12 protein-coding genes and 1 pseudogene are annotated in these 12,284 nt (G+C 68.9%); 6 read left to right on the top strand and 7 right to left on the bottom strand.

The features are described 5' to 3' along the window. Both A5706_RS00490 and A5706_RS00485 read left to right on the top strand, forming a co-directional pair. Positions 1 to 547: mammalian cell entry protein (locus A5706_RS00490; RefSeq protein ID WP_068125995.1), on the top strand; the 547-nt coding region annotated here is incomplete at its 5' end. 23 nt (positions 548 to 570) lie between these two features. Further along, the gene (locus A5706_RS00485; RefSeq protein ID WP_068125992.1) at positions 571 to 1,260 is read left to right on the top strand and encodes a YoaK family protein; all 690 of its coding nucleotides are present in this window, start codon (positions 571 to 573) and stop codon (positions 1,258 to 1,260) included. Here the strand turns inward: A5706_RS00485 and A5706_RS00480 are convergent. From A5706_RS00480 to A5706_RS00465, 4 genes are all read right to left on the bottom strand, one after another. Beyond that, positions 1,253 to 2,362: a phosphodiester glycosidase family protein gene (locus A5706_RS00480; protein ID WP_156766884.1), complete on the bottom strand. Its 1,110-nt coding sequence runs from the start codon at positions 2,360 to 2,362 to the stop codon at positions 1,253 to 1,255. The genes A5706_RS00485 and A5706_RS00480 overlap by 8 nt on opposite strands. 79 nt (positions 2,363 to 2,441) lie before the next feature. Continuing rightward, positions 2,442 to 3,860, bottom strand: coding sequence for a YhgE/Pip domain-containing protein (locus A5706_RS00475; protein WP_068125987.1), 1,419 nt, complete (start codon positions 3,858 to 3,860; stop codon positions 2,442 to 2,444). Positions 3,861 to 3,907: 47 nt separating this feature from the next. Continuing rightward, positions 3,908 to 4,633 carry a pirin-like bicupin family protein gene (locus tag A5706_RS00470; protein WP_068125985.1) on the bottom strand — a complete coding sequence of 242 codons (726 nt, stop codon included), beginning with the start codon at positions 4,631 to 4,633 and terminating at the stop codon, positions 3,908 to 3,910. A 67-nt stretch (positions 4,634 to 4,700) separates the two neighbouring features. Beyond that, positions 4,701 to 5,513 (bottom strand): MarR family transcriptional regulator, encoded by an 813-nt coding sequence (locus tag A5706_RS00465; protein WP_068125999.1) that lies wholly within the window; start codon positions 5,511 to 5,513, stop codon positions 4,701 to 4,703. A 105-nt stretch (positions 5,514 to 5,618) separates the two neighbouring features. Between A5706_RS00465 and A5706_RS00460 the strand changes: the two genes are divergently transcribed. Then, on the top strand, positions 5,619 to 6,761 hold the full coding sequence (locus A5706_RS00460; protein ID WP_082964101.1) for a dihydrodipicolinate reductase: 1,143 nt from the start codon (positions 5,619 to 5,621) through the stop codon (positions 6,759 to 6,761). Here the strand turns inward: A5706_RS00460 and A5706_RS00455 are convergent. Continuing rightward, the gene (locus A5706_RS00455; RefSeq protein WP_068125997.1) at positions 6,738 to 7,658 is read right to left on the bottom strand and encodes a DMT family transporter; all 921 of its coding nucleotides are present in this window, start codon (positions 7,656 to 7,658) and stop codon (positions 6,738 to 6,740) included. The two genes, A5706_RS00460 and A5706_RS00455, sit on opposite strands and share 24 nt — an antisense overlap. A gap of 173 nt (positions 7,659 to 7,831) precedes the next feature. Between A5706_RS00455 and A5706_RS00450 the strand changes: the two genes are divergently transcribed. Further along, the gene (locus tag A5706_RS00450; protein WP_068125981.1) at positions 7,832 to 8,683 is read left to right on the top strand and encodes a LysR family transcriptional regulator; all 852 of its coding nucleotides are present in this window, start codon (positions 7,832 to 7,834) and stop codon (positions 8,681 to 8,683) included. A gap of 9 nt (positions 8,684 to 8,692) precedes the next feature. On the opposite strand, the gene A5706_RS00445 is transcribed toward A5706_RS00450, so the two are convergent. Together A5706_RS00445 and A5706_RS00440 are read right to left on the bottom strand one after the other, a co-directional pair. Continuing rightward, positions 8,693 to 10,093, bottom strand: coding sequence for an alpha/beta hydrolase domain-containing protein (locus A5706_RS00445; RefSeq protein ID WP_068125979.1), 1,401 nt, complete (start codon positions 10,091 to 10,093; stop codon positions 8,693 to 8,695). Between the two features lie 2 nt (positions 10,094 to 10,095). Further along, positions 10,096 to 11,205: pseudogene (locus tag A5706_RS00440) on the bottom strand (sigma-70 family RNA polymerase sigma factor). On the opposite strand from A5706_RS00440, the gene A5706_RS00435 reads away from it, so the two are divergent. Beyond that, complete coding sequence (locus A5706_RS00435) at positions 11,153 to 11,992, top strand: alpha/beta hydrolase (RefSeq protein ID WP_156766883.1); 840 nt, start codon at positions 11,153 to 11,155, stop codon at positions 11,990 to 11,992. The pseudogene A5706_RS00440 and the gene A5706_RS00435 overlap by 53 nt on opposite strands. 34 nt (positions 11,993 to 12,026) lie before the next feature. Then, the coding region (locus A5706_RS00430; protein WP_231984912.1) for a DUF2786 domain-containing protein at positions 12,027 to 12,284 on the top strand (258 nt) is incomplete at its 3' end.

Here is a 12,284-nt window from a genome sequence, read left to right as displayed (position 1 = left end):
CAAGCCCGCGCGCCGCCCCCGGCGCAAGATCCTGGCCGGCAAGCGGCTCGCCATCTCCATCGCGGTGGCCGCCGTGCTCTTCGTCGGCTCCGCGGCGTTCGCGGGTGCGGCGGTGCAGCCATATTTGAGCGATCGCGCCACGGCCGCAACGAAATTGAAGGTGGCGCGCACGGCGGCCAACGCGATCACGACGCTGTGGACCTACACCCCGGAGAACATGGACGGCCTCGCCGATCGGGCCGCCGCCTACCTCAGCGGTGACTTCGAGGCCCAGTACCGCAAGTTCGTCGACGCGATCGTGGGCCCCAACAAGCAGGCCAAGGTGACCAACAGCACCCAAGTGACCGGCGCGGCGGTCGAATCGCTGGACGACCCGAACGCCGTCGTCATCGTCTACACCAACACCACGTCCACCAGCCCGCTGACCAAGAACATCCCGTCGCTGAAGTACCTGTCCTACCGGCTGTTCATGAAGCGCGCAGGTGGCCACTGGCTGGTGACGAGGATGACGACCATCACCTCGCTGGACCTGACACCGCAGCTCTAACGCGACGGGATCTTAAGCAGCCCATGGCCGTTGCGTCGCCGGTATCCGAGCGCTCGACCGTTGCCGCGCTGCTGTTGCTGACCTTCGCCACCGGCCTCGCGGACGCGATCAGCATCTTGGTGCTCGGCCACGTCTTCGTGGCGAACATGACCGGCAACGTGATCTTCCTCGGCTTCTGGCTGGCCCCGAGGACCAGCATCGACCTGACGGCGGTCGTGGTGGCCCTGCCCACCTTCGTCTGTACCACGATCGTCAGTGGCCGGTTGGCAAGGCATTTCGACCAGCGGACGCGGTCGTGGATCAGCACGGTGCTGGCCACCGAGATCGTGTTGCTGGTCGCCCTGTCGATTCTGGCCGGCGCGGGTGTGCTGCACTACCACGACAACACCAAGCTGATCATGATCGGCTTGCTCGCGGTGACCTTCGGTCTGCAGCATTCCAGCGCGCGCCAGTTCGGGATTCAGGAACTGTCCACTACGGTGCTGACGTCGACCATCGTCAGCCTCGGCCTGGACAGCCATCTCGCCGGCGGTACGGGCGAGCGCGAAAAGCTGCGCTTCAGCGTCGTTTTCACGATGTGTGCGGGCGCATTGGTGGGGGCCACGATGTCGCGATTCGTCGTCGCCCCGGTGTTCGCGGTCACGGCCGCGGTGGTGGCGACGAGCCTGCTGATCTTCCGCTACGGTCCGAAGGCGCCATCGACCGTTAGTTGAAGGCCAGCCAACTGGGCAGCGCGCGCTCGTGCGAGTCGCACAGCACCTGCCGGGTGTCGCACGATCCGCGCGGTGAGCCGGCGCCGGCCCACATGCCGCCGGTGTCGCGCCGCAGCACGATCGCCGACGAGCCGCCGCCGTCCAGCAGGACCGCGGTGTCGCTACCGAGCCCGCGGAACAGGTCCTGGATGTTGTCCGGCGTGTAGCTGCCGCCCTCGAAGATGTACATCTCGTCCCTTTGCTTCACATACGCAAGGGCCGTACGCGCCGCGCTGGGGCCGCCGTCGTTGAGCTGCCCGGTCTTGCCGGGGGACAACAGGCCGATCCCCGACACCGCGACGAACCGCTCGTTGCGGTTCAGCAGGTCGGCGACGACGGGGGTGGCGACGTCATAGTCCTGAGGGCTTCTGGCGCGCAACACATACGGAGCGCCACCGGACGGCAGGATCATCGTTGACAGGGCGCTCCAGCTTTCGCCGCCGCCGGACAGGCCCTGCTTGCCCGGGTACGCGACGGTGCCGGTGACCGCCTGGTTCGCCCGGCCTTGCCCGTGCGTGTTGTCGACGAACGCGCCCAGCGGGGAGCTGCAGCCCGTCTCGCGCCAGGAGCCGCCCTTCTGCGGGCGGATGTCGAAGAAGTTGGCGTTGATCGCGATCGTCGGCTGGCCCATCCGCTGCCACGCCTGCAGCGGCGCGTAGACCTCCGACGCCTGCCACAGCCCCTCGCCGGTGCGGGCACCGGGATTGTTCTCGCAGCGCGCCTGATCGCCCTGGTGGCTGTCCACCAGGAGGTGCGGCGCCAGGCGGCCCGCCGCGTTCTTGATGACCATCAGGTGCCCGCCGTTGTTCATCTCGTACCAGCTGCCGCCGGCGTTGAGCATGGGCGTGGGATGACCCGGGCCGAAGTTGTAGACCAGGTACGAGCCCTTGGTGGTCTCGATGGCGCTGGCGAGCAGGTCGCGGCCGTCAGCGGCGTGGGCGACGGGTTGTCCGGTGGTGCTCGCCACCACCGCGCACGCGAGGACCGCGGTGCAGCAGGCCGCCAGCCGGCGCAAGCTGGCGAGGGGCGTCAGCACGATGGACCTTTCGGCACTGATAGCTATGCAACATAAATAGCATCAGCCACACCAGTCACACTGTCAACTTCGATAACGAACGCGTGACGCTTAGGCCGCACTCGAATTACGTTTGCCTGCTTGGGCTTTCGCTCTCGGCCTCGGCGGGGGTGTCGGTCGGAGTTTCGGCCAGGTCCGCGTCGGGGCGCTCGCGCTTTTGCACCCGCGCCTGATGCTGGGCCTGGTGTTCCGCGGCGATCGCCAGCTCGACCGCCCCCGGGATGCGGTGGAAGCCCTTGCGGTCGTAGAGGTGCGTGACGATGCCGCCGAGCAGCAGGCCGATGGCCAGCCCGATGCCTGTCAACCACAACGCCTGCGACAGGCCGGCATCCGCGCGGCCGTTGAGATAGACCAGCGAGCGCACGCCGAGGAAAACCTGGTGCATCGGCTCGAATTTGGCGGCCCAGCGGAAGAACGGCGGCGTGGCCTCCAGCGGGACGGTGGCTCCCGCGGACGGTAGCCCGAGGATCACGAAGATCAGCATGCTGACCAGCAGGCCCATCGAACCCAGCACCGACAGTATGGAACTCGACGTGATGCCCACTGCGATGATCGCGAAGACGCCGTACGCCCACAGTTGCCAGCCGAGCGGGATCGGCATGCCCAGCCCGTGCGCGATGGCCAGGTACACGCCCGACGTCAGCAGCGCCAGCAGCGTCATGATGGCCCATTTCAGTTGCAGCGTCTGGAATCGCGAGATCTTGACCTGCTCGGCGAAGCGGTACACCGGGCCCCACTCCGCCGGCACGTAGCCGAGCAGCGCGTCGACCAGCGTGCTGACCACAACGCTGCCGGTAAAGCCCGCCAGCAGCAGCAAGAGCGCAAAGTAGAACGCCGACAGCCCGTTGCCGGTGCCGTTCGGCAGGGCGTTGTAGACGCCGGATTTGACGTCGATCGGGTTGGCCAGGCCCAGCGCCGACGCGCCGGTCAACGGCGCGCCCCCGGTCTCGGCCGCGACGTCGGCCGAAAGTCGTTGGCCCACTCTGCCATTGGCCACGGCCATCGCCTGGGTCAGCGTCTGGCCGGCGATGCTGGCGCCGAGGGTGCCCGCCCGCGGGTTGGTGGAGATGGTGACCGAGGGACGCGTCGTGCGGCCCGGCGTGACCGCGCTGGCGCCGAACTCGTGAAGGTTGGACGAGAAGGTGGGCGGAATGACCAACTCCCCGTAGACGTGTGCGGTGTCCAGCAGGCGCTGCGCCTCGTCGTGGGACACCACCCGGACGTCGAACTTGTTCTTGTCCAACCCGGCAACCAGACCGTCGGTAATCTGCGCGCCGGTCGGGCCGGCGTCCTCGTTCACCACGGCGATCGGGAAATGCCGCAGGTTGGTCATCGGGTTCAGGATGCCCCCCAGGTACAGCGCGCACAACGCCGACATGAGCGCCAGCGTGACGACGACGGGGAGTGACCAGAACCGCACGGTCCGAACTGCCTTGATATTTCGCTTGGGGTTCGGCGCAGCGTGCCGCGGCTGCGATTGAGACATGCGGGCTCCTGTCTGTCGTGCCCACTCTATGTGTTCGCCGGGTGCCCTCAAACTCCCAACGCCGCGTGCATCTCCCAGACCAACAGCTCGGACGGCTCGCTCGCCGTCACCCGCGGTGCCTCGGCGTCGGCGAATCGGACGGCGTCACCCTCGGTGAGTTCGCCGATTTTCGCCGCTTGGACCCGGCCTCGCGCAGCGAATAAATGCAGGTAGGGAGCCTGCGGCAGGTCGACCGAGTCGCCGGGCTGCAGCCGTGCGACATGCAGCGCGGCGTTGCGGTTGTGCAGAGTGATGGCCGCCTCATTACCCGGTATGCCTGAGGCGATGGTCACAAGTCCGGCGTCCAGCAGCCCGGAGTCGATCTCGTGCTGTTGGTAACCCGGGTCGATGCCGGCCTCGTCGGGGACCACCCACATCTGCACGAAATGGACTGGCTCGGTGCGGGAATCGTTCTTTTCGGAGTGCAGGATGCCGCTACCCGCCGACATGCGTTGGGCCAGGCCGGGATAGATGGTCCCGTGGTGACCGGCGGAGTCGCGGTGGGTCAGCTCGCCGCTCAGCACCCAGGTCACGATCTCCATGTCGCGGTGGGGGTGGGTGTCGAATCCCGTTCCCGGCTGGACGATGTCGTCGTTGTTGACCAGCAGCAGCCCGTGGTGGGTGTTGGCGGGATCGTAGTGGTCGCCGAACGAGAACGAATGCCGGGATTTCAGCCAGGGCGTCGTGGTGACGGCCCGGTCGGCCGCGCGGCGGACGTCGACGGTGGCGGGCATGGGCTCCAGCCTAGCCAGGTGACGATGCGGTCCGCTTGCGGACCGTTGAGGAGGCTGGCAATTCGGCCTAGGCCAACATTTCCTGCGCGCGCCGCAGCGCGGCGTCCAGCGCTTCCAGCGTCAACCCGGCCGGGCGGCCCAGGTGGATCTCGATCTGGTACTCCGGTTGCCCGTCCCGGCCGAAGATCGGCAGTACGACGAATTCCGTTGTGGCGAGCTCGGTTTCGAGCGTGCCGGTGACAGATCGCAGCGTCACCATGGTCATCAGCGTGGTCAGTTGGCGGGTCACTCGCGCGGTCGGTTCCAGCGAGGCCAGCACGTCGGCCAGCCGGTGATGCAGCGAGCGGTGGGTGTCGTCGAACCGCCACGCGCCGTAACCGCGGGCGCGGATGTCGGCCAGCACCCGACGATGCTGGGTCACCTCGGTGCGCGTCAGCCGTGGCACGACGCGGTGCAGCCAGGCGTCGACGAATTCGTCGTCGCGCCAGGCCATGGCGACCAGGCCGAACGGCGGGTCGATCGGGAAGCGCTGCCCTACGGCGTGTTCGCCGTCGGTGCCGTGGCCGACCGCGTCGACGGTGGTCAGCTGGCGCTGGCCGATCCTCGACAACGAGCAGCCCGCGCCGAGCGCTTCGTGCAGGAAGCGCAGCGCGTCGCGCCCCCGGTCCAGCAGCGGGAACTGCGTCCGCAGCCCGTGCACCAGGCTGAACAGGCCGCTGCCCAACACGTAGCGGCGGTCCTCGTGCCGCGCCACCCAGCCACGCCGTTCCAGCTCGGCGAGCAACAGGGCGCAGGTCGACGTGCTGATCGAGCAGGCCTTCGCCAGCTGGGCCGACGTGTGCCCGCTCGGTGAATCCGCCAGGGCCGCAAGCACATCCATCACGCGGGCGGTGGGCGGTGATTTGGCGGTTGACTCACCCACGCGAAGCTCCTTACGATCCGTCCGATATCTAAGGTTGAGCGTCCTAATAATAGGAGACGTGTGGTGGTGAAGGTGGGGGTTTGGGGCCCGGGCTCCATGGGCCTGATCGCCCTGCGAGGGGTGATCGACCACCCCGAGCTGGAGCTGGTCGACGTCGTCGTGCACAGCGACGCGAAGGCGGGTCGCGACGCGGGCGAGCTGTGCGGCATCGCGCCGGTGGGGGTGGTCGCCACCCGGGACCCCTCGGCGATGATCGCCGGCGAGGCCGACGCCGTGGTGTATGCCGCCGGGGCCAACCTGCGGCCGCTGGAGGCCGTCGAGGACATGGCGTCGATCCTGTGGGCCGGGAAGAACGTGGTGTCGTGTTCGGTGGTGCCGCTGGTATATCCCGACGGGTTAGGGGAGGAGGCCGGCGCGTTCACCGACCCGTTGCGGCGCGCCGCGCTCGACGGCGGTGCATCGTTCTTCACCACCGGGATCGACTCCGGATTCGCGAACGACGTTCTGCCGCTGGTGCTTTCGGGGGTATCGCGGGTGATCGAGTCGGTGCGGGTGACGGAGATGTTCAACTATGCCACCTACCCGGACCGGGCCGCGGTCTACGAGATCCTCGGGTTCGGCAAGCCGCCGGAGTACCAGGCCTTCGCGGCGCAGCCCGGAATATTCACCTTCGGTTGGGGGCCGGTGCTGCACCAGCTCGCCGCGGGGCTCGGCGTCAAGATCGACCGCATCGAGGAGGCCAACGAACGCGTCGCCGCCCCCGAGTCGTTCGACACGCCCACCGGGCACATCGCGACGGGAACCATCGCGGCGATGCGCTCCACGCTGACCGGATACGTCGGCGACAAGGCGACGTTCGTCCTCGACCACGTGACGCGGATGCGCGACGACCTCGCGCCGGACTGGCCACAGCCGCACATCAGCATCCCGCCGAAGGACCTCGGCTACGGCCAGGCGTCCGGCCGCGGCCTCTACCGCGTCGAAATCGAGGGATCGCCCACCATGCGTTGCGAATTCGAGATGGCCGAGGATCGCGACCACGACCTCGGGGCGCGCGTTGCCGGGGCGTCGCGGATGGTCAACGCGATCCCGGCGGTGTGCGCGGCGCGACCCGGGCTGCTGTCCGCACTGGACCTGCCGCTGATCACCGGGGCCGGCCTGGTCCGCCCGGTGCCGGGCCCGTCACCGGACAGCCGCCTCTTCTAAGCGTGGCCGCGGCGCCTCCGAGGCCCCCGGGTCGGTCTCGCGGCGCCGGCGGGACGCCCCGCTGTTGAGCCAGCACGCCAGGCCGCCGGCCAGCAGGCCGATCGCGACCCCGATGTCCGGGCGCTGCCCGAGCATCAGCCAGGACAGCACCGCGGCGGCCGCGGGAATGACGGCGAACAGCATCGCCACCGCCGCAGCCCCGTGCAGGCTGATGGCGCGCAGGTAGATGCTGACCGCCAGCGTGGCGTTGAGCAGCACCATGGCGGTGACCGCGACGGTGGCCTTGGTCGCGTCGTGCACGGCGAACGGCGTCAGGATCGCCAGCGCGGTCGCGGGGATGAGCGCCACGGCATTCTGCACCGCGCTCATCGCGCGGAAGTCGACGCCGGCGCAATACCGCTGCTGGTACACCCCACCGGCCGAAAGGCCAAGCAGCCCAACCACAAGCAGCGCGATTACGGGGTCGACGCCGTGCGTGCTCATCAACCTCTTAGCGCAAGCGGCGAGCACCGCGACCACCCCGAGAGCCAGGGCGAACACTCGCCGCGAGCCGAGCCGCTCGCGCAGGAACAGCGTGGCCAGGATCGTCGTAGTGACCGGGTTCATCGCGACGACCACCGCGCAGAGCACCGCCGGCGCGCCGAGCAGCAGCGCCTCGTAGAGGCAGCAGAATTGCACGGCCTGGATCAGCAGACCCGCGACGACGACGTGCCCGAACTGCGCCCCCCGCGGCCACGCCGCTCGGGCCAGGGCGGCCCAGCACGCCAGAATGATTGCGGCAAAACCGAATCGCAGCACCAAGACGGCCATCGGGGTCATCGCCGCCACCGCGAGCGCCCCGATGGGATATCCGATCGCATAGGTCAGGGTGACCGCCGAGGCAGTCGTCAACGGCATGCGCGGCAAGTCCATGCCCCCATGTTCGTCGACGTCGACCGGCCCCGTCCAACGATTATTAGCGATCGCAATCGATCACGATTACTGATCGCATCTCCGGTGACCGGAACAAAATCGACGTGATCGCGCCGGTTGATTGATCATATTGGCTGATCGGATTAGGGTTCCTGGTTATGGCTCAGGTGCTCGATATCGCGCCGCTGCGCAGCCTGGTCGCGGTGGCCGACTGTGGGGGATTTCACCGCGCCGCCGCCGCGCTGCACCTCAGTCAGTCCGCCGTCAGCCAGCACCTGCGCAAGGTGGAGAGCGTGGTCGGCGAACCGGTGGTCGAACGCTCCGGCCGGGGCGTGTTGTTCACCGACGTCGGTCAGAAGGTGCTGCGGCACGCCCGCGCGATCCTGGCGGCGCACGACGCGGCGCTCGACGACCTCGGCGCCACCGAACACCGGCTGCTGACGATCGGGGCAACCGAGCACGGCGCGGACGTGATGCTGCCCGCCCTGACCAGCGTGCTGCGTGAGCGGCTTCCAGAACGGCGGCCGCGGTTCCGGCTCGACCGCAACGTCTCGCTGGCCGATGCCCTCGACCGGGGCCTGCTGGACCTGGCGATCATGCTCGACGGGTCGGGGCTCGACCGCGCCAATGCGTCGGGAGTCGTGCAGCTGAGGTGGGTTTCGGCGCGGACTTTCGCCGCTCGCCGAGGTGACCCGCTGCCATTGGTGATCTATGCCGAGCCGTGCACGTTGCGCGAGCCGGCCTTCTCGATCCTCGAAAGGCACGGCATCGCTTACGAAGTCGCCGCCGAATGTGGCGACCTGTCCGGCCTTTACGCCGCCGTGCGCTCCGGTCTCGGGTTGGCGCTGCTGCCGATGATCGGCAAGCTTCCCGACGGCCTGTGCCCCGCCGAGGGGCTGCCGGTGGCCAACTGTGCCACGGTCCTGGTGCGCGGCCGCGCCGGCATCGACCCGGACCTGCTGAGCGCTGCCGACGCCGCGGTGCGTGACGTACTGACCGCCGAAAGCTGAACGCGCCCTTTAGTTCCGGGGATACGTCGCGGCGGCGAGCTCGAGAATCTCGGCGCGGTCGGCCGGCAGGATGAAACCCGACTCGATCGCCCGGTCCAGCGAAGCCGCGAAGCCGTCGATGTATTGGTCGACGCCGCCCGGGTAGAGCCGGTCCAGCGTGGCCGCGTCGAACGGCTCGCCGGAGCCGAAGATCGCCGCCATGATGCTTTCCACTTCGGCGATACCGGATGTCCGGGCGATCGGGACGTCGACCCACGGGGTCCGGACGCCGCCCCGGGCGAGGCCGTGCGGATCGAGAACGGGCCGGGGCAGCTCGCCGTGCTGGACCTCGATCGGTGGGCCCACCGGCGCCGGCTCGCCGCTGCGGACCCAGGTGTGCAGCGCGTCGAGGGCCGCCTGCACCACGTAGTGGTGTTGCGGCGCGAAGTTGATGTAATGGCCCAGCTGCTGGCCCATCAGCACGTTGGTCGGCGCGTAGGCGGCCACGATGGCGTCCAGCGGCGCGGAGCCGTTGTCGATGGGCGCCACCTGGATCGTGTAGTTGTCGGCGTGTGCGGCGCCGGCGATCTCCCAGACCCGCAGCCGATCGTGATCCGGCTGCCGCGCGAAGTAATAGCCTTCGCGTGGGCCGCCGAACAGGTCGGTCTCGGTGATGATCGTGACGAGCGGGACGCGCAGGTCGGTGCGGAACGCGACCGCCTCGGGCATGTCGAGGTGTGACTCGTCGAAGATGGAAACGCCGTCCAGGGGCGCCGCCGAGCCGAACCGAGAATGCACCAGAAAGCCGTCGTAGCTTTGCGCGAGCGGATCGACGGCGTTGACGTAGGTCGTGAGGAACATGGCCGATTGCGACTCGCCCACGGCGACGACGTGCCGCACGGGCAGATCGCCCAGCGCTCCGTTGCGGACGAGATCGCCCGTCTGGGAAAAGATGTCGTAGGAGTACTCGTCGCCCGGATGGTTCAGGGCGGCGTAGCGTGCCGGGTCCTGGCTCTTCAGGGACATGTCGAAGCCCATCAGGTTCTCGCCGCCGCCGTCCACCCCCACCTTCTGGGCCGACACCGCGACGTAGGCGTAGCCCGCGCGCAGGATCTCGCGGTGCGCCATCATCCACACGGCGGGGGCATCGATGCCGCCGCTGACGTTGAGCCATTCCACCAGCACCGTCCCGTTGAAGTGGGCCGGGTCGGTCGGGGTCAGCGCCACCATCCGCGTGGTGTATTCCGCACTGCCACTTGGTGTTACGCTCCACGCGCCGTCGGGACCCAGCGCGGTGCTGGGCGCGTAGGACGCGGCCGTTCCGGAGACGAAGAACTCCTCGGCGACATAGCCCAGCTCGGCGGTGTCGAAGCCGCCCAACAGCAGCAGCGGCTGCCCGGGCGCGGGTGTTACGAGCGGGGGATTCGCCATCGTCACACGGTAGCGGGCAGCCCGAATTTCTCGAACAGGGTGCCGTCGAGGAAAGCCACCACCCGCGATACCCGGCCGTCGCTGATGTCGAGGACGTGTAGCTGGAACGGCACGTGCACGTCACCGGCGCGCATATACATGGCAGCGCCGGGCTGGCCGTTGGCGACCACGGGGAGCAGGCGCATGTCGCCGGGATGTTCGGCCGGGCACTGCTGGTGGATGAGCGTGATGATGTCCCGCGGGCCGCGGTACCAGCCGGTGTACGGCGGCATCTCCCAGATCGCCTCGGCGGTGAACAGCTCGACCAGCTGGTCGATGTCGTAGGCCTCGAACGCCGCGATGTAGCGGTCCAGCAGGTCCTGGGCTTCGGGGGAATCGGGCGGCGTCAGCCGGTCGCTGGAGCTGGGCTGGACGGCCTCGAGCTGGGTGCGGGCGCGCTGCAGCAGGCTGTTGACGGCGGTGGTGGTGGTGCCGATGGCCTCGGCCACCTCGGCCGCCTTCCACTGCAGCACGTCGCGCAGCAGCAGCACCGCCCGTTGCCGGGGTGAAAGGTGTTGCAGCGCCGCGACAAACGCCAACCGTACCGACTCGCGTGACCCGACGATGACCGACGGGTCCGCCGGGTCGTCGGTCAGCTCCGGCAGCGGTTCCAGCCAGGGCACCTCGCTCCGCTCCACCAGCTCGGCGGTGGGGTCGGAGCTCGGCGCCCCCAGCCCGGTCGGCAACGGCCGGCGTTGCCGGCCCTCCAGCGCGGTCAGGCAGGTGTTGGTGGCGATGCGATGCAGCCAGGTCCGCATCGACGACTTGCCCTCGAAGCGGTCGTATGCCCTCCAGGCGCGCAGCAGGGTCTCCTGCACCAGATCCTCGGCGTCGTGCAGCGACCCGGTCATCCGGTAGCAGTGCGCGAGCAGTTCGCGACGGTACGGCTCGGCGTCGGTCGAGAAGTCCCCGCCGACCGCCGGGGCACCGCCAGATTTCTCCGCGTCTTCGGTGAGCAGCCCCATGTCAGATGAGCCTACGCAGAGTCTCCGACACGGGCCCACCCCTTGTACGCTTCCCGTGATGACTACGCGCACTGAACGCTCCTTCGACGGCCTTGGCGGCGTGCGCATCGTCTACGACGTCTGGACGCCGGACGCCGCGCCCCGCGCGGTGGTTGTGCTGTCCCACGGCCTGGGCGAGTATGCCCGCCGCTACGACCATGTCGCGCAGTGTTTCGGCGCCGCGGGGCTGGTCACCTACGCCTTGGACCACCGCGGCCACGGCCGTTCCGGTGGCAAGCGGATGCTGGTGCGGGACATCTCCGAGTACACGGCCGATTTCGACACCCTGGTCCGCATCGCGACCCGGGAGCACCCGGGCCTGAAGTGCATCGTCCTCGGTCACAGCATGGGCGGCGGCATCGTGTTCGCCTACGGCGTCGAACGCCCGGACAACTACGACATGATGGTGCTGTCGGCCCCGGCGGTCGCGGCCCAGGAGCTGGTGTCCCCGTTCATGATCCTGGCCGCGAAGGTGCTCGGCGTCGTCGTGCCGGGCCTGCCGGTGCAGGAACTCGACGTCGCCGCGATCTCGCGGGATCCCGCGGTGGTGGCGGCCTACAACGCCGACCCGCTGGTGTACCACGGGAAAGTCCCGGCGGGCGTCGGACGGGCGCTGCTGGAGGTCGGGCAGACCATGCCGCAGCGCGCGCCGGCGCTGACGGCCCCGCTGCTGGTGGTGCACGGCTCCGACGACCGGCTCATCCCCGTCGACGGCAGCCGCCGCCTGGTCGAATGCGTGGGTTCCACCGACGTCGAGCTGAAGGTCTACCCCGGGCTGTATCACGAGGTGTTCAACGAGCCGGAGCGCGACCAGGTGCTCGACGACGTGGTCTCCTGGATCACCAAGCGGTTGTAGGGGGATGTCGTATCGCTGCGCTAATTTGGCGCTTATGACGGACGACAAGATGCTGGCTCGCATCGCAGCGCTGCTGCGCCAGGCCGAGGGCACCGACAACTCCCATGAGGCGGAGGCCTTCATGAGCGCCGCGCAGCGGCTGGCGACGGCGGCCTCCATAGACCTGGCCGTGGCGCGTTCGCACGCGGCCAAGCGCTCGCCGGTGCAGGCCCCGACGCAGCGCACGTCGTTGGCCAGGGCGATCAGCACGAAAAGCTGCACGTACGTCCGCAGCCCCCGGGTGCCCGCCGCA

Source organism: Mycobacterium sp. E796 (assembly GCF_001672815.1).
In the GTDB taxonomy this organism is placed as follows: domain Bacteria; phylum Actinomycetota; class Actinomycetes; order Mycobacteriales; family Mycobacteriaceae; genus Mycobacterium.
The sequence above is the reverse complement of the archived record's forward strand: the minus strand, read 5'-3'. Positions and strand labels throughout refer to the sequence as shown.